Genomic DNA, 17542 nt, shown 5'->3' with positions numbered 1-17542 from the left:
CAGGGTGGATATCTCAATTTTACTCAGTGCGGCGGCGGCGATAGCCGGCTTGCTGGTAGGCTGGCTGGCGACAAAATCCCATGCCGATCGCCTGCGGGCCGATCTTACCGAAGAGCGGCGCGAGCTGGATATCGAACTGAGCGCGGCGCGGCAGCGTCTGGTGCAAAATCAACACTGGCGCGACGAGTGCGAGCTGCTGAATAACGAGCTGCGCAGCCTGCGGGAGATCAACACCTCGCTGGAGGCCGATCTGCGCGAGGTCACTACCCGGCTGGAGTCCACCCAGCTGCATGCGGAAGATAAAATCCGCCAGATGATCAACAGCGAGCAGCGCCTGAGCGAGCAGTTTGAAAACCTCGCTAACCGCATCTTCGAGCAGAGCAATCGCCGGGTCGAAGAGCAGAACCGGCAGAGCCTCCACGGGCTTCTCTCCCCTCTGCGGGAACAGCTGGACGGTTTCCGTCGCCAGGTGCAGGACAGCTTTGGCAAAGAGGCCCAGGAGCGCCACACCCTCGCCCACGAGATCCGTAACCTACAGCAGCTTAATGCCCAGATGGCGCAGGAAGCGATCAACCTGACTCGCGCCCTGAAGGGCGATAATAAGGCGCAGGGCAACTGGGGTGAGGTGGTGCTGGCTCGCGTGCTGGAGGCGTCCGGCCTGCGGGCGGGCTACGAGTATGAAACCCAGGTCAGCATTGAAACCGAAGCTCGCGCCAGAATGCAGCCCGACGTCATCGTCCGTTTGCCGCAGGGCAAAGACGTGGTCATTGACGCCAAAATGACGCTTGTAGCCTATGAGCGCTACTTCAACGCCGACGATGAGTACACCCGCGAAAGCGCGCTACAGGAGCACATTGCCTCGGTGCGCAGCCATATTCGCCTGCTGGGCCGGAAAGACTACCAGCAGCTGCCGGGACTGCGATCCCTTGACTACGTGCTGATGTTTATTCCCGTCGAGCCAGCCTTTTTAGTGGCTCTCGACCGGCAGCCGGAGCTGATCACCGAGGCGTTAAAAAACAATATCATGCTGGTCAGCCCGACCACGCTGCTGGTGGCCCTGCGTACCATCGCTAACCTTTGGCGCTACGAGCACCAGAGCCGCAACGCGCAGCAGATCGCCGAGCGCGCCAGCCGCCTTTACGACAAGATGCGACTGTTTGTTGACGATATGTCATCGGTGGGGCAGAGCCTGGAGAAAGCGCAGGATAACTACCGCCAGGCGATGAAAAAACTTACCTCCGGGCGGGGGAATCTGCTCGCCCAGGCCGAGGCGTTTCGCGGGTTGGGGGTTGAGATCAAGCGCGAGATCAATCCGGATTTAGCCGACCAGGCCGTGGCGCAGGATGAGGAGTTCCGTCTGCGCGCCGGACAGGAGGGTTGAAACGTAGGGCAATTGCGCCCAATCTGTTACACTTCACGAACAATTTCTTGAATAGCAGGCACTGAGATGGCGGAAGATTCACAGGAAACGACGCATTTTGGTTATCAGACTGTCGCCAAAACGCAAAAGGCCGACATGGTGGCTCACGTATTTCACTCCGTGGCCGCAAAATATGACGTGATGAACGATCTGATGTCGATGGGCATCCATCGTTTGTGGAAACGTTTCACAATTGACTGCAGCGGCGTGCGCCGTGGGCAGAAGGTTCTTGACCTTGCTGGCGGTACCGGCGATCTGACGGCGAAATTCTCTCGTCTGGTGGGTGAAACCGGACAGGTGGTGTTGGCCGACATCAACGACTCAATGCTAAAAGTCGGGCGTGAAAAGCTGCGCAACCTTGGCGTAGTGGGTAACGTTGAATACGTGCAGGCCAACGCCGAAGCGCTGCCGTTCCCGGACAATACCTTTGACTGCATCACCATCGCCTTCGGCCTGCGAAACGTCACCGATAAAGAGAAAGCGCTGCGCTCCATGTTCCGCGTGCTCAAGCCGGGCGGCCGCCTCTTAGTTCTTGAGTTCTCTAAACCGATTATCGAGCCGCTGAGCAAGGCCTATGACGCCTACTCCTTCCACGTTCTGCCGCGCATCGGTGAGCTGGTGGCGAAGGATGGCGAAAGCTACCGCTACCTGGCGGAGTCCATCCGTATGCATCCCGATCAGGAGACGCTGAAGGCGATGATGCAGGATGCCGGTTTTGAAAATGCCGAATATTTCAACCTGACGGCGGGTATCGTCGCGCTGCACCGTGGATATAAGTTCTGACAGGAGTGAGTGAATGCCCTTTACGCCTTTAGTGAGCGCTGGAATCGAAGGTGTTCTCAATACATTTTTATACCGCGAAAGGGCATTAAAACCCGCCCGCCAGCGCCTGCAGGGTAAGGTACTGCGTATTGTTCTCAACGAGTTCTCTACGCCGCTGATTCTGGCCTTTAGCGAGCGCCAGGTCGACGTACTGAGCGCCTGGGAGGGCGAGGCAGACTGCACCGTTATTACTCAGGCACGCCTGTTACCGAAGCTGCGCGATCGCCAGCAGCTGACTACGCTTATACGCAGCGGCGAGCTGGAAGTGCAGGGCGATATTCAGGTTGTTCAAAACCTTAGCGCGCTTTTCGATCTCGCAGAGTTCGATTTTGCTGAGCTACTTGCCCCTTACACCGGCGATATCGCCGCCGAAGGCATCGCTAAAGTGCTGCGCGGTGGCGCAAAGCGCTTTCGACATGGCCTGCAGCGTCAGCAGCAGTACGTGGCCGAAGCCTTAACGGAGGAGTGGCGTCTGGCACCCGGCGGACTGGAAGTCGCCTGGTTTGCTGAAGAGGCCGCCGCCGTCGCGCGATCGGTTGATGCGTTAACTAAACGGCTGGAAAAACTGGAGGGCAAATGACGCCAGGTGAAATTCGCCGCCTGTATTTCATCATCCAAACTTTTTTGAGTTACGGACTTGATGAGCTTATCCCACGAATGCGTCTTACCCTGCCGATTCGGCTCTGGCGTCGCACGCTGTTCTGGATGCCAAACCGTCACAAAGATAAAGAGTTAGGTCATCGTCTGCGGCTGGCACTGCAGGAGCTGGGGCCGGTGTGGATCAAGTTCGGGCAGATGCTCTCTACCCGTCGCGATCTCTTTCCGCCCGTGATTGCCGATCAACTGGCAATGCTGCAGGATCGCGTAGCGCCCTTTGACGGCGTGCTGGCTAAGCGCCAGATCGAAAAAGCGATGGGGGATATTCCCGTCGAGACGTGGTTTGATGATTTTGATATCACGCCGCTGGCTTCGGCCTCTATCGCTCAGGTCCACACTGCCCGCCTGAAAGAGACCGGCAAAGAGGTGGTTATCAAAGTGATCCGGCCAGATATTTTGCCGGTGATCAAAGCCGATATGCGCCTTATCTATCGTCTTGCGCGCTGGGTTCCACGCCTGCTGCCGGACGGGCGTCGTCTACGCCCGCTTGAGGTCGTGAAGGAGTACGAAAAGACGCTGATCGACGAGCTGGATCTGCTGCGCGAAGCGGCCAACGCGATCCAGCTGCGGCGTAACTTTGACAACAGCAAGATGCTCTACGTGCCGGAAGTTTACTCCGACTACTGCAGCCAAAATATGCTTGTCATGGAACGCATCTATGGTATTCCAGTGAACGATGTTGCAGCGCTGGAGAGGAATAATACCGATTTGAAGCTTTTGGCCGAGCGTGGCGTGCAGGTGTTCTTTACCCAGGTGTTCCGTGACAGCTTTTTCCACGGGGATATGCACCCTGGTAATATTTTTGTCAGCTATGAACACCCCGAGGATCCGCAGTATATCGGTATCGACTGCGGTATTGTCGGCTCGCTGAACAAAGAGGATAAGCGCTATCTGGCAGAAAACTTCATTGCGTTCTTCAACCGCGACTACCGTCGGGTTGCTGAACTGCACGTCGATTCTGGCTGGGTGCCGCCGGATACCAACGTTGAGGAGTTTGAGTTCGCCATCCGTACCGTCTGCGAACCGATTTTTGAGAAGCCGCTGGCAGAGATCTCCTTTGGCCACGTGCTGCTGAATCTGTTTAACACGGCGCGGCGCTTCAATATGGAAGTGCAGCCGCAGCTGGTGCTGCTGCAAAAAACGTTGCTTTATATAGAAGGCGTAGGGCGTCAGCTCTATCCGCAGCTCGATTTGTGGAAAACGGCGAAACCTTTCCTCGAAACGTGGATCAAAGATCAGGTAGGCTTCCCGGCGCTGGTCCGTTCCCTGAAAGAGAAAGGACCGCTGTGGATTGAAAAAATGCCCGAGCTTCCCGAGCTGATCTATAACAACCTGCGCCAGCATAAGCAGCTGCAGCATAACGTGGATCTGATCACCCGTGAGATACGTGTTAACCACGTACGCCAGGGGCAGTCCCGCTATCTGTTCGGCATTGGGGCAACGTTGATCCTGAGTGGGACGCTTTTTTTGATCAATCGTCCGGAGTGGCAAACGGCGTCCGCATGGCTGATTGCCGGCGGACTGGTCGCCTGGCTCATTGGCTGGCGAAAAACACGCGTGCTATAGCCGCACGCTTTATGGGCCGGGTACCCGGTACGCGGCCCGTTAATTTCAGCATCTGTCCTTGAGGATTATGTATGGGTGGTATCAGTATTTGGCAGTTAGTTATTATTGCCGTCATCGTTGTGCTGCTGTTTGGAACAAAAAAGCTAGGATCTATCGGTTCCGATCTGGGTGCGTCGATCAAAGGCTTTAAAAAAGCCATGGGCGATGACGATAAACATGAGAAGAAACCGGCGGAGGACGCTGATTTCTCAACTAAAACGCTTGCTGAGAAGCAAGATGATGTGAAAAAAGACGAAGAAAAGCGTCGCGATAAAGAGCAGGTGTAATTCGTGTTCGATATTGGTTTTGGCGAGCTGGTACTGGTATTCGTTATCGGCCTCATTGTGCTGGGGCCGCAGCGTCTGCCGGTAGCGGTCAAAACGGTGGCCGGGTGGGTGCGTGCGCTGCGCTCGCTGGCAAGCACCGTACAGAATGAGCTGGCACAGGAGCTGAAGATCCAGGAGCTTCAGGACAGTCTGAAGAAGGTCGAAAAAGCGAGTATGGATCACCTGACGCCAGAGCTGAAAGAGTCCATGGATGAGCTGCGCCATGCGGCGGAGTCAATGAAACGCTCCTACAGCGCGAACGATCCTGAGCGCGCGAGCGACGTGGCGCACACCATTCATAATCCGATTGTGAAAGGGAACGAGGAGCAGCATCAGGGGGTAACGCCTGCCGCTGCGGAGCATCAGGCCAGCGCGCCGACGCAGGCACCGGAGGCGCCCGCTGACGGTAAACCTACGCAGCCCGCTGCCTCTGCCGCACCTTCACCTTCATCGACAAGTGATAAACAGTAAACATGGCTGTACAAGATACCCAACCGCTGATTACGCACCTAATCGAGCTACGAAAACGCCTGATGAACTGCATCATTGCGGTGTTCGCCATTTTCGTGGTGCTGGTCTATTTCGCTAACGATATCTACCAGCTGGTCTCTGCCCCACTGATCAAGCAGATGCCTTTAGGGGCAACAATGATCGCCACCGACGTGGCGTCGCCCTTCTTTACCCCAGTGAAGCTGACCTTCATGGTGTCGCTGATCCTCTCCGCGCCCGTGATCCTTTACCAGGTCTGGGCCTTTGTTGCCCCTGCGCTCTATAAGCACGAGCGACGTCTGGTTATGCCGCTGCTGGTCTCCAGCTCATTGCTATTCTATATCGGCATGGCCTTCGCCTACTTTGTGGTCTTCCCGCTGGCGTTTGGCTTTTTGACCCATACCGCGCCGGTGGGCGTGCAGGTGTCGACGGACATCGCCAGCTACCTCGACTTCGTCATGGCGCTGTTTATGGCCTTTGGCGTGTCGTTTGAAGTCCCGGTAGCGATTGTCCTGCTCTGCTGGATGGGCGTAACGACGCCGGACGATCTACGCCGCAAGCGGCCCTACGTACTGGTGGGGGCGTTTGTGGTCGGTATGCTGCTGACGCCGCCGGACGTCTTCTCCCAGACGCTGCTGGCGATCCCGATGTACTGCCTGTTTGAGGTAGGCGTCTTCTTCTCGCGCTTCTATATCGGCAAACGCCGCTTCCGCCAGGACGAGGACGACGAAACCGAAGACGAAGCCGAACGTCACAAAGAGTAATTACCAGCCGCCCGTCAGGGCGGTTGTTTTATGTAGATAGCGTACGGGGAAACGATGTTTGATATTGGCGTAAACCTGACCAGCTCACAGTTTGCTGGCGATCGCGAGCAGGTTGTCGCGCGTGCCGCCGCCGCAGGCGTTAACGGCATGCTGCTCACCGGGACCAACCTGCATGAGAGCCAGCAGGCGCAGGTGCTGGCGGCACAGTACGCCAGCTGCTGGTCGACGGCGGGCGTCCACCCGCATGATAGCAGCCAGTGGCAGCCGGAGACGGCAGACGCCATTCACCAGCTCGCCAACCTGCCGCAGGTGGTAGCCATAGGTGAGTGCGGGCTGGATTTTAACCGTAACTTCTCTACCCCGCAGGCGCAGGAGGCGGCGTTTAGCGCCCAGCTGGCTATTGCCGCTGAGCTATCGCTACCGGTGTTTTTGCACTGCCGCGACGCCCACGAACGCTTTTTAGCTCTGCTCGACCCATGGTTGGACAAAATTCCCGGCGCGGTTCTGCACTGCTTTACCGGTTCAGAGCGCGAAGCACGTGATTGCCTGGCGCGCGGGCTCTATCTGGGGATTACCGGCTGGGTCTGCGACGAGCGGCGCGGGCAGGAACTTTGCGAAATCGTCCCGCTGATCCCGGCCGATCGCCTGCTGATTGAAACCGATGCGCCTTATCTGCTGCCTCGCGATATCAAGCCTAAGCCAGCCTCACGGCGTAATGAACCCGCCTTGCTAGGGCATATTCTGCAACGCGTGGCGCAGCTGCGCGGGGAGGAGGTGGAGCGGCTTTCAGAAGTGACGGATCAAAACGTCAGGCGGCTGTTTAACATTACTTTTTAAGCCTTGCGGAAGTCGGTATTTCTGACGCTCTGCATCACCTGCTGATTGAGCAGGTTCAGCAGCAGCATTGAGCGCGCCTCACCGTCCGGCTCGGTAAAAATCGCTTTTAACCCTTCAAACGCCCCTTCGGTGATCACCACGCTATCGCCGGGGTAGGGCGTCTGGGGGTCGGTCACCCCTTCGGGCTGATAGTGCGCCAGCTGGGCTATAACCGGTTCAGGCACGGTTGCCGGGCTGGCACCAAAGCGAACAAAGTGGCTGACGCCGCGAGTGGCGTTAATTGTGGTAGTGTGGATGACTTCCGGATCAAATTCGATAAACAGATAGTTAGGGAACAGCGGTTCGCTGACTGCAATGCGTTTGCCGCGTACTATTTTTTCAAGCGTGATCATAGGCGTCAGGCAGTTTACCGCCTGGCGTTCAAGATGTTGCTGGGCGCGCTCGAGCTGGCCCCGCTTGCAGTAAAGTAAATACCAGGCTTGCATAATCACTCTGTTTTAGCTGTTCGTGCGCAAGCATATCAAAACCCGATAATGATGGCTAAGTTGATTATAGAGGTCCTCGCCACGCCAGGACGTAACGATTTACCCTAATTTAACAAAATTACAGCATCACGCTGATGTTCACCGTATAATGGAAGGCTGACTCCGAGGCCATGATTAACTGCATGAAATACCACGACCTACGTGATTTTATGGCGCTGCTGGAACAGCAGGGCGAACTCAAACGCATTACGCTGCCTGTTGATCCTCATCTGGAAATAACAGAGATTGCCGACCGCACCCTGCGCGCCGGTGGCCCCGCTCTGTTATTTGAAAACCCAACGGGCTACTCCATGCCGGTGCTCTGTAATCTCTTTGGTACGCCGAAGCGCGTGGCGCTGGGAATGGGGCAGGAGGATGTATCAGCCCTGCGTGAGGTGGGTAAGCTGCTGGCCTTTCTGAAAGAGCCGGAGCCGCCAAAAGGCTTCCGCGATCTCTTTGATAAGCTACCGCAGTTCAAACAGGTGCTCAACATGCCGTCCAAACGCCTGCGCACCGCGCCGTGCCAGCAAAAGGTGGTGCAGGGCGAGGCAGTGGATTTAACCACCATCCCTATCATGCAGTGCTGGCCGGAAGACGCCGCTCCGCTGATCACCTGGGGGCTCACCGTCACCCGCGGTCCGCATAAAGAGCGGCAGAACCTCGGCATCTATCGCCAGCAGCTTATCGGCAAGAACAAACTGATCATGCGCTGGCTGTCGCATCGTGGCGGCGCGCTGGATTACCAGGAGTGGTGCGCGGCGCATCCCGGTGAACGCTTTCCGGTTGCCGTGGCGCTGGGTGCCGATCCCGCCACGATTTTAGGCGCGGTGACGCCGGTGCCGGATACGCTTTCCGAATATGCCTTTGCCGGTCTGCTGCGCGGGACCAAAACCGAGGTGGTTAAGTGCATCTCAAACGATCTGGAAGTGCCCGCCAGCGCAGAGATTGTGCTGGAGGGCTACATTGAGCCGGGCGAGATGGCCCCGGAAGGCCCGTATGGCGACCACACGGGCTACTATAATGAGATTGATAGCTTCCCGGTCTTTACGGTCACGCATATTACCCAACGTGAAGATGCTATCTACCACTCAACCTACACCGGCCGCCCGCCGGATGAGCCGGCCGTGCTGGGTGTGGCGCTGAACGAAGTCTTTGTGCCGATCCTGCAAAAGCAGTTTCCGGAGATCGTCGATTTCTATCTTCCTCCGGAAGGGTGCTCGTACCGCCTGGCGGTAGTGACCATCAAAAAGCAGTATGCAGGTCATGCCAAGCGCGTGATGATGGGCGTCTGGTCATTCCTGCGGCAGTTTATGTACACCAAATTTGTTATTGTCTGTGATGATGACGTGAACGCACGCGACTGGAACGACGTTATCTGGGCGATCACTACCCGTATGGATCCGGCAAGGGATACCGTGCTGGTAGAGAACACGCCGATAGATTACCTGGATTTTGCCTCGCCGGTTTCCGGTCTTGGCTCAAAAATGGGGCTGGATGCTACCAACAAATGGCCCGGTGAAACCCAGCGTGAATGGGGGCGTCCGATTAAAAAGGATCCTGCCGTTACCGCGCGAATCGACGCTATCTGGGATGAGCTGGCCATAATGAGTGACGGTAAAGGCAGCTAATGCGCCGCCGTTTTGCCTTTTGATTCGTAATAAAACGACCCGACAGAGGGAGCGCATGACAACCTTAAGCTGTAAAGTGACCTCGGTAGAAGCTATCACCGATACCGTATACCGTGTTCGTCTTGTACCAGACGCGGCGTTTTCATTTCGCGCCGGGCAATATTTGATGGTGGTGATGGACGAGCGCGATAAGCGTCCGTTCTCTATGGCGTCCACGCCGGATGAGCAGGCGTTCATCGAGCTGCACATCGGTGCTTCTGAGCTGAACCTCTATGCCATGGCGGTCATGGACCGGATCCTGAAAGAGCGCGAAATCGTGATCGATATTCCGCACGGCGATGCCTGGCTGCGCGATGACGAAGAGCGTCCGCTGATCCTGATTGCAGGCGGAACGGGCTTCTCCTACGTGCGCTCCATTCTGCTCACCGCGCTGGCGCGTAACCCGGCACGGGATATCACCATTTACTGGGGTGGGCGTGAAGAGAAGCACCTGTACGATCTCTCTGAGCTGCAAGCCTTAGCGGTTAACCACCCCAATCTGAAGGTGGTGCCGGTGGTTGAACAGCCGGAAGAGGCGTGGCAGGGCCGCAGCGGTACGGTATTGACGGCGGTGCTTCAGGATTTCGGCACGCTGGCCGAGCATGATATCTACATTGCCGGACGTTTCGAAATGGCAAAAATCGCCCGGGATCTCTTCTGCAATGAACGCGGTGCGCGGGAAGATCGCCTCTTCGGCGATGCTTTCGCCTTTATCTAAGCGCCAGCGTGACTGGCCCGACGGTGTCTCTCCCGCCGGGCCTGCATAACCGCTTTAAACCCGCTCAAATACCGTCGCAATCCCCTGACCCAGACCAATACACATGGTCGCCAGGCCAAACTGGGCGTCTTTACGCTCCATCAGGTTCAGCAGCGTGGTGCTAATCCGCGCCCCGGAACAGCCGAGCGGATGACCCAAGGCGATCGCGCCGCCGTTGAGGTTGATCTTCTCGTCAATCTGCTCCATCAGACCCAAATTCTTAATGCACGGCAGGATCTGCGCGGCAAAGGCTTCGTTCATCTCAAACAGATCGATGTCGCTCACCGTCAGACCGGCTTTTTTCAACGCCAGCTGCGAGGCCGGAACCGGGCCGTAGCCCATGATAGAGGGATCGCAGCCTACGACCGCCATTGAACGCACACGGGCGCGTGGCGTCAGGCCCAGCTCGCGGGCGCGGCTTTCGCTCATCACCAGCATCGCCGCCGCGCCGTCAGAGAGTGCAGAGGAGGTGCCCGCCGTCACCGTGCCGTTAGCCGGATCGAACGCGGGTCTCAGGGCTGCTAGCCCCTCAACGCTGGTCTCCGGGCGGATCACTTCATCGTAGTTAAACATTTTCGGCACGCCGTCAGCGTCGTGACCGCCAGTAGGGACAAGCTCATTCTTGAACGCGCCAGCCTGGGTCGCTGCCCATGCGCGGGCGTGGGAGCGGGCGGCAAACTGGTCCTGCATCTCACGGCTGATGCCATGCATGCGCGCCAGCATCTCAGCGGTTAAGCCCATCATGCCCGCCGCTTTAGCCACGTTACGGCTGAGGCCTGGATGAAAATCAACGCCGTGGCTCATCGGCACATGGCCCATGTGCTCTACGCCGCCCACCAGACACGCCTGCGCATCGCCGGTCATGATCATGCGTGCCGCATCGTGCAAGGCCTGCATCGACGAGCCGCACAGGCGGTTAACGGTCACCGCCGGAACGGAGTGGGGGATCTCCGCCAGCAGCGCGGCGTTACGGGCGATGTTAAATCCCTGCTCCAGGGTCTGCTGCACGCAGCCCCAGTAGATATCGTCCAGCGCCGCAGCGTCCAGCGCTGGGTTGCGCGCCAGCAGGCTACGCATCAGGTGCGCGGAGAGATCTTCCGCACGCACGTTTCGGAACGCGCCGCCCTTAGAACGGCCCATCGGGGTACGAATTGCATCGACAATGACTACCTGTTCCATTGTGACTCCTTAAGCCGATTTCAGAACGCCTGCCGGGCGGGCTGGCGCAACGGGAGGATAATAGGGTTCGTTGTGGCGCGCTTTCTCACGCAGGCCGTCCGGCACGGCGTAGAGCGGGCCAAGGGCGGCAAACTGCTGCGCCCGATCGAGATAGCTGGCGCTGCCCTGGGTGTCGAGCCAGCGGAACGCGCCGCCGTGGAACGGGGGGAAGCCGAGGCCGTACACCAGGGCCATATCGGCTTCCGCCGGGCTGGCGATAATGCCCTCCTCCAGACAGCGCACTACTTCGTTGACCATCGGGATCATCATGCGGGCAATAATCTCCTCGTCAGAGAAGTCGCGCGTCGGCTGGCTAACTTCTGCCAGCAGGCCGTCAACGGCAGCATCTTCCTCTTTCTTCGGCTTGCCTTTGCTGTCCTCTTTATAACGCCAGAAGCCCTGGCCGTTTTTCTGCCCAAAGCGGCCCGCGTCAAACAGGACGTCGATGACGTCGCGGTAATCCTTCTGCATCCGCTCCGGGAAACCAGCGGCCATCACCGCCTGAGCATGATGCGCCGTATCGATACCTACCACATCCAACAGATAGGCCGGGCCCATCGGCCAGCCGAACTGCTTCTCCATCACCTTATCGACGCGGCGGAAGTCCGCACCGTCGCGCAGCAGCTGGCCGAAGGCGGCAAAGTAAGGGAACAGGACGCGATTGACGAAGAAGCCGGGGCAGTCGTTAACGACGATAGGCGTTTTACCCATTTTGCTCGCCCAGGCGACCACTTTGGCAAGGGTCTCTTCCGAGGTTTTCTCGCCGCGGATCACCTCTACCAGCGGCATACGGTGTACCGGGTTAAAGAAATGCATGCCGCAGAAGTTCTCCGGGCGCTGCAGCACGCTGGCCAGCTCGCTGATAGGAATGGTGGAGGTGTTCGAGGCCAGCACCGTATCCGGGCGCACCTTTTGTTCGGTCTCTGCCAGCACCGCTTTTTTCACCTTTGGATTCTCGACTACCGCTTCCACCACCACGTCAACGCGATCAAAGCCAGTGTAGTCGAGGGTTGGATGGATAGTGGCAATCACGCCCGCCAGCTTCAAACCATCGATCTTGCCGCGCTCAAGCTGCTTGTTAAGTAGCTTGCTGGCCTCGCTGATGCCCAGCGTCAGGGATTTGTCATTGATATCTTTCATCAGCACCGGCACGCCTTTCCATGCGGACTGGTACGCGATACCGCCGCCCATAATACCCGCGCCCAGCACGGCAGCCTGCTTCGGGGTCTCGACGTTTTGGGTCAGCTTTTTCGCCTGGCCTTTGACATACTGATCGTTGAGGAAGATACCCACCAGCGCGCGGGCCTCGTTGGTGTGGGCTAGCGGCACAAAGCTCTGGTTCTCAAGCGCCAGTGCCTCATCACGGCCAAACCGGGCCGCCGCCTCAATGGTTTTCACCGCCGTCAGCGGGGCGGGGTAGTGCTTGCCTGCGGTCTGCATCACCATGCCTTTGGCGATGGTAAAGCTCATGGCGGCTTCAATCTTGCTGAGCTTCAGCGGCTCCAGCTTCGGCTGACGTTTGGCACGCCAGTCCAGATCGCCATCGATCGCCTGACGCAAAACGGCCAGCGCACCATCGCGCAGTTTTTCCGCCGTCACGATGCCATCGACCAGGCCAATTTTCAGCGCCTGCTCGGCACCCACATCTTTCCCGGCGGCGATGATCTCCAGCGCGCTGTCAGCGCCGAGCAGACGCGGCAGGCGTACCGAGCCGCCAAAGCCCGGCATAATTCCCAGCTTGGTTTCCGGCAGGCCAATGCGCAGGTCCGGCGTCGCCAGGCGATAGTCGGTGGCCAGTACGCACTCGCAGCCGCCCCCTAGCGCATAGCCGTTAACGGCGGAAATGGTTGGCACAGGCAGATCTTCCAGGCGGTTAAAGACGCTGTTAGCGAAGTGCAGCCACTGGCTAAGCTGTTCCTCGGGAACCTGGAATAGCGAGAGAAATTCAGTAATGTCCGCGCCGACAATAAAGGCGGCTTTGTCGGAGCGCAGCAGCAGCCCGGTGAGATTAGGGCTTTTTTCCAGCACGTCCAGCGCCTGGCCAAGACTGGCCACCGTCGCCGTATCGAGCTTGTTGACCGAGCCGGGGGCCGCGAACACCAGTTCAGCAATGCCATTTTCCAGCCAGTCGAGGTACAAGGTATCGCCTTTGTAAAGCATGTCAGTCTCCTGAATCCAACAGAGTTACTGGTCTTACCAGATGAGACGGAGTGTGGTTATTATGTTAATAAAATGCAAATGAGTGTTTAAAAACTTGCTGGGAGGATCACGCTAAACGGAAAACACGCAGGGGTGAGCGGGTATGCTAAGATGCGGAGAATTGATGTCTAAACAAGAAGGGAAAATCATGGACTCACTGGCTGCGCTTTATAAAGATCATATCGTTACCCTACAGGAACGTGCCCGGGACGTGCTGGCCCGCTTTAAGCTCGACGCACTGCTGATTCACTCCGGCGAGCTGTTCAACATCTTCCTTGATGACCATCCGTACCCCTTTAAGGTCAACCCGCAGTTTAAAGCCTGGGTGCCCGTCACGCAGGTTCCCAACTGCTGGTTGCTGGTGGACGGTGTTAACAAGCCAAAACTCTGGTTCTACCTGCCGGTGGATTACTGGCACAACGTCGAGCCGCTGCCGACATCGTTCTGGACCGAAGAGGTCGAGATTATTGCCCTGCCCAAAGCAGAGGGCATCACCAGCCAGCTGCCTGCGGCGCGAGGCAATATCGCCTACATCGGCCCGGTAGCAGAGCGCGCATTGCAGCTGGAGATCAAAGCCGAGAACATCAACCCGAAAGGGGTGATTGACTATCTGCACTACTACCGTGCCTATAAGACCGACTATGAGCTGGCCTGTATGCGGGAAGCGCAGAAGACGGCGGTGATGGGACACCGCGCGGCGCACGAGGCGTTTCTCTCCGGGATGAGCGAGTTCGATATCAATATCGCCTACCTGACCGCCACCGGCCACCGCGATACCGACGTGCCCTACAGTAATATCGTGGCGCTTAACGAGCACGCTTCCGTGCTGCACTACACCAGGCTGGATCATCGTGCGCCCGCGGAAATGCGTAGCTTCCTGCTGGATGCCGGGGCCGAATACAACGGCTACGCCGCCGACCTGACCCGTACCTGGGCGGCCAACGGCGAGAGCGATTTTGCACAGTTAATTAAAGACGTTAACGAAGAGCAGCTGGCGCTGATCGGCACCATGAAGGCGGGGGTGAGCTATATCGACTACCACCTGCAGTTCCATCAGCGCATTGCGAAACTGCTCCGTCGTCATCAGATTATCACCGACATCAGCGAAGAGGCGATGGTAGAGAACAACCTCACCGGGCCATTTATGCCGCACGGTATCGGTCACCCGCTGGGCCTGCAGGTACATGACGTCGCTGGCTTTATGCAAGATGATACCGGTACGCACCTGGCCGCGCCGGCGAAGTACCCCTACCTGCGCTGCACCCGCGTGATACAGCCGCGGATGGTGCTGACCATTGAGCCTGGTATCTACTTCATCGACTCGCTGCTGGCCTCATGGCGGGAAGGGGAGTTTAGCAAGCACTTCAACTGGCAGAAAATTGAGGCGCTGAAGCCGTTCGGCGGGATCCGCATCGAAGATAACGTGGTGATCCATGAGCACGGCGTGGAGAACATGACCCGGGATCTGAAGCTGGCCTGATGGAGAGCTGGCTGATACCGGCCGCGCCGGTGACCTTCGTCGAGGAGATCAAAAAGAGCCGCTTCATTACGCTGTTAGCCCACACCGACGGCGTAGAGGCGGCGAAAGCCTTTGTCAGCGCCGTGCGGGCAGAGCACCCGGAGGCGCGGCATCACTGCGTCGCGTGGGTGGCCGGGCCGCCGGACGACTCGCAGCAGCTGGGCTTCTCCGACGATGGTGAACCGGCTGGCACGGCGGGCAAGCCGATGCTGGCCCAGCTAATGGGCAGCGGCGTCGGGGAGATCACCGCCGTGGTGGTGCGCTACTATGGCGGCATTCTGTTAGGTACTGGTGGTCTGGTCAAAGCCTACGGCGGTGGCGTACAGCGCGCACTGAATCAGCTCACCACCTCCCGCAAATTACCGCTGACCGAATATACTTTGTGTTGTGATTATGCGCAGTTGGCTGGCGTAGAAGCGCTGCTTGGGCAGTTCGAGGGGAAAATCGTTACCAGCGACTACCAGGCTGTCGTGCAGCTACGGGTAGCGCTTCCCCGCGCCAGGCTGACCGAGTTTGCCGCTAAGCTGGCAGATTTTAGCCGTGGTTCATTGCAATTATCAGCCATTAAAGAATAATCCCCACCTCAATTATCTGGATACCTAAGGAAGCGGCAGAGATGCATTTTCGCGCCATTACCCGAATCGTTGGACTGCTGGTGATACTGTTTTCCGGAACGATGATCCTGCCTGGACTGGTTGCGCTGATTTATCGGGACGGCGCGGGGCGTGCATTCACCCAGACCTTCTTTGTGGCACTGGCGATCGGTTCCCTGCTGTGGTGGCCTAACCGCCGGGAGAAGAGCGAACTGAAGTCGCGGGAAGGCTTCCTGATCGTCGTGCTGTTCTGGACGGTGCTGGGCAGCGTAGGGGCCTTGCCGTTTATCTTCTCCGAGCGTCCCAACCTGACGGTGACCGACGCCTTCTTTGAATCCTTTTCTGGCCTGACGACCACAGGGGCGACCACGCTGGTGGGACTGGACACCTTGCCGCACGGCATTCTTTTCTATCGCCAGATGCTCCAGTGGTTCGGCGGGATGGGGATCATCGTCCTGGCGGTGGCTATTCTGCCCATCCTTGGCGTCGGGGGGATGCAGCTCTACCGGGCGGAGATGCCCGGTCCGCTGAAGGATAATAAGATGCGTCCGCGTATTGCCGAGACGGCAAAGACGCTGTGGATTATCTATGTGCTGCTGACGGTGGCCTGCGCGCTGGCGCTCTGGTTTGCGGGTATGCCCGCGTTTGACGCCATTGGGCACAGCTTTGCTACCATCGCCATTGGTGGGTTCTCGACGCATGATGCCAGCGTGGGCTACTTCGATAGCCCAACGATTAACACCATTATTGCTATCTTTCTGCTGATCTCCGGCTGTAACTATGGCCTGCACTTTTCTCTGCTAAGCGGGCGCAACCTGAAGGTCTACTGGCGCGATCCTGAGTTCAGGATGTTCATCGGCGTGCAGCTGACGCTGGTGGTGATCTGTACCCTGGTACTCTGGTTCCACGACGTCTACAACTCGGCGGTCACGACGCTAAACCAGGCCTTCTTCCAGGTGGTGTCGATGGCAACGACCGCCGGCTTCACGACCGATAGCATTGCACGCTGGCCACTGTTCCTGCCGGTACTCCTGCTCTGCTCGGCGTTTATCGGCGGCATGGCGGGGTCAACCGGCGGGGGGCTGAAGGTCATTCGTATCCTGCTGCTGTTTAAGCAGGGCAACCGCGAGCTGAAACGGCTGGTGCACCCTAATGCGGTGTACAGCATTAAGCTGGGGAACCGCGCGCTGCCGGAGCGCATCCTTGAGGCGGTGTGGGGCTTCTTCTCTGCCTATGCGCTGGTCTTTATCGTAAGCATGCTGGCGATTATCGCCACGGGCGTAGATGACTTCTCCGCCTTTGCCTCCGTGGTCGCGACGCTGAACAACCTCGGGCCGGGGCTGGGGGTGGTGGCGGATAACTTTGCCAGCATGAATCCGGTGGCGAAGTGGATCCTCATCGCCAATATGCTTTTCGGTCGTCTTGAAGTCTTTACGTTGCTGGTGCTCTTTACCCCAACGTTCTGGCGCGAATAAAGGAGCACGCTATGAAAACGTTGATTCTCTTCTCTACCCGTGATGGGCAAACCCGAGAGATCGCCTCCAGTATCGCCTCCGAGCTGAGCGAGCTGGGCGTCTATTCCGATGTGGTTAACCTTAACCGTACGGAATCTATTGCCTGGCAGGATTACGATCGGGTGGTGATTGGCGCGTCGATTCGCTACGGTCACTTTCATCCGGCCGTGGATCGGTTTGTGAAAAAGCATCTGCAGCACCTTAATGCACTGCCCAGTGCCTTTTACGCCGTCAATCTTGTGGCACGTAAACCAGAGAAGAGCTCGCCGCAAACCAATAGCTATACGCGTAAGTTTTTATTGAACTCGCCCTGGCAACCGGATCGCTGTGCGGTATTTGCCGGCGCCCTGCGCTATCCACGTTACTCCTGGTACGACCGCATTATGATCCGCCTGATTATGAAGATGACCGGGGGAGAGACGGATACGCGGAAAGAGGTGGTCTATACCGACTGGTCACGCGTAAGCGAATTTGCGCGCGAAATCGCACAGTTAACCAGCAAATCGGTGGTAAAGCAGGCATAAAGTCTGCAAAATGAGCGCTTGAAAAGTTTTTTGCATTTAAGTCTTGTCAGCCCCGAATAACTCCCTATAATGCGCCTCCACTGACACGGAACAACGGCAAACAAGCC

General features: G+C 57.8%; 17 protein-coding genes. 14 read left to right on the top strand and 3 right to left on the bottom strand.

What is annotated here, in order from left to right:
• The first annotated feature begins 4 nt into the window (after positions 1 to 4).
• The 8 genes from rmuC (at position 5) to tatD (ending at position 6920) form a co-directional block, all read left to right on the top strand.
• Complete coding sequence (rmuC, locus tag RTP97_RS14930; protein WP_409455952.1) at positions 5 to 1381, top strand: DNA recombination protein RmuC; 1377 nt, start codon at positions 5 to 7, stop codon at positions 1379 to 1381.
• Between the two features lie 66 nt (positions 1382 to 1447).
• Positions 1448 to 2203 carry a bifunctional demethylmenaquinone methyltransferase/2-methoxy-6-polyprenyl-1,4-benzoquinol methylase UbiE gene (gene ubiE / locus RTP97_RS14925; protein ID WP_042395932.1) on the top strand — a complete coding sequence of 252 codons (756 nt, stop codon included), beginning with the start codon at positions 1448 to 1450 and terminating at the stop codon, positions 2201 to 2203.
• Between the two features lie 13 nt (positions 2204 to 2216).
• Complete coding sequence (gene ubiJ / locus RTP97_RS14920) at positions 2217 to 2822, top strand: ubiquinone biosynthesis protein UbiJ (protein WP_312213792.1); 606 nt, start codon at positions 2217 to 2219, stop codon at positions 2820 to 2822.
• Positions 2819 to 4465, top strand: coding sequence for a ubiquinone biosynthesis regulatory protein kinase UbiB (ubiB, locus tag RTP97_RS14915; RefSeq protein ID WP_312213790.1), 1647 nt, complete (start codon positions 2819 to 2821; stop codon positions 4463 to 4465). Before ubiJ ends, ubiB begins: the two co-directional genes overlap by 4 nt.
• A 71-nt stretch (positions 4466 to 4536) precedes the next feature.
• The gene (gene tatA / locus RTP97_RS14910; protein ID WP_312415021.1) at positions 4537 to 4791 is read left to right on the top strand and encodes a Sec-independent protein translocase subunit TatA; all 255 of its coding nucleotides are present in this window, start codon (positions 4537 to 4539) and stop codon (positions 4789 to 4791) included.
• Between the two features lie 3 nt (positions 4792 to 4794).
• Positions 4795 to 5301 (top strand): Sec-independent protein translocase protein TatB, encoded by a 507-nt coding sequence (gene tatB, locus RTP97_RS14905; RefSeq protein WP_312415019.1) that lies wholly within the window; start codon positions 4795 to 4797, stop codon positions 5299 to 5301.
• A 2-nt stretch (positions 5302 to 5303) separates the two neighbouring features.
• Positions 5304 to 6083 carry a Sec-independent protein translocase subunit TatC gene (tatC, locus tag RTP97_RS14900; protein ID WP_312415017.1) on the top strand — a complete coding sequence of 260 codons (780 nt, stop codon included), beginning with the start codon at positions 5304 to 5306 and terminating at the stop codon, positions 6081 to 6083.
• A gap of 54 nt (positions 6084 to 6137) precedes the next feature.
• A complete protein-coding gene (gene tatD / locus RTP97_RS14895) occupies positions 6138 to 6920 on the top strand; it encodes a 3'-5' ssDNA/RNA exonuclease TatD (protein ID WP_312415015.1) in 783 nt (260 codons plus the stop codon).
• Here tatD and rfaH read toward each other — a convergent pair.
• The gene (gene rfaH, locus RTP97_RS14890) at positions 6917 to 7405 is read right to left on the bottom strand and encodes a transcription/translation regulatory transformer protein RfaH (protein WP_312415013.1); all 489 of its coding nucleotides are present in this window, start codon (positions 7403 to 7405) and stop codon (positions 6917 to 6919) included. The genes tatD and rfaH overlap by 4 nt on opposite strands.
• Positions 7406 to 7575: 170 nt before the next feature.
• On the opposite strand from rfaH, the gene ubiD reads away from it, so the two are divergent.
• Together ubiD and fre are read left to right on the top strand one after the other, a co-directional pair.
• Entirely contained in the window at positions 7576 to 9072 is a 1497-nt protein-coding gene (gene ubiD, locus RTP97_RS14885; RefSeq protein ID WP_312213780.1) for a 4-hydroxy-3-polyprenylbenzoate decarboxylase, read from the top strand.
• A gap of 55 nt (positions 9073 to 9127) precedes the next feature.
• Entirely contained in the window at positions 9128 to 9829 is a 702-nt protein-coding gene (gene fre, locus RTP97_RS14880) for an NAD(P)H-flavin reductase (protein WP_312415011.1), read from the top strand.
• Positions 9830 to 9883: 54 nt separating this feature from the next.
• Here the strand turns inward: fre and fadA are convergent, their stop codons facing one another.
• Together fadA and fadB are read right to left on the bottom strand one after the other, a co-directional pair.
• Positions 9884 to 11047 carry an acetyl-CoA C-acyltransferase FadA gene (gene fadA / locus RTP97_RS14875; protein WP_312415008.1) on the bottom strand — a complete coding sequence of 388 codons (1164 nt, stop codon included), beginning with the start codon at positions 11045 to 11047 and terminating at the stop codon, positions 9884 to 9886.
• Positions 11048 to 11056: 9 nt separating this feature from the next.
• A complete protein-coding gene (gene fadB, locus RTP97_RS14870) occupies positions 11057 to 13246 on the bottom strand; it encodes a fatty acid oxidation complex subunit alpha FadB (protein WP_312415005.1) in 2190 nt (729 codons plus the stop codon).
• Positions 13247 to 13433: 187 nt separating this feature from the next.
• Here fadB and pepQ point away from each other — a divergent pair, with 187 nt between their 5' ends.
• The 4 genes from pepQ to hemG are packed head-to-tail and all read left to right on the top strand — an operon-like array spanning position 13434 to position 17435.
• Positions 13434 to 14765 (top strand): Xaa-Pro dipeptidase, encoded by a 1332-nt coding sequence (gene pepQ, locus RTP97_RS14865; RefSeq protein WP_312415083.1) that lies wholly within the window; start codon positions 13434 to 13436, stop codon positions 14763 to 14765.
• Complete coding sequence (locus RTP97_RS14860) at positions 14765 to 15379, top strand: IMPACT family protein (RefSeq protein ID WP_312415002.1); 615 nt, start codon at positions 14765 to 14767, stop codon at positions 15377 to 15379. Before pepQ ends, RTP97_RS14860 begins: the two co-directional genes overlap by 1 nt.
• 41 nt (positions 15380 to 15420) lie before the next feature.
• Positions 15421 to 16872, top strand: coding sequence for a Trk system potassium transporter TrkH (trkH, locus tag RTP97_RS14855; protein ID WP_042395889.1), 1452 nt, complete (start codon positions 15421 to 15423; stop codon positions 16870 to 16872).
• Between the two features lie 11 nt (positions 16873 to 16883).
• Positions 16884 to 17435, top strand: coding sequence for a menaquinone-dependent protoporphyrinogen IX dehydrogenase (hemG, locus tag RTP97_RS14850; protein ID WP_312414996.1), 552 nt, complete (start codon positions 16884 to 16886; stop codon positions 17433 to 17435).
• The last annotated feature ends 107 nt before the right edge of the window (positions 17436 to 17542 follow it).

Source organism: Pseudescherichia sp., assembly GCF_031998825.1.
In the GTDB taxonomy this organism is placed as follows: Bacteria; Pseudomonadota; Gammaproteobacteria; order Enterobacterales; family Enterobacteriaceae; genus Pseudescherichia.
Note: the sequence above shows the minus strand (reverse complement) of the source record. Positions and strands in the feature narration are given on the sequence as shown.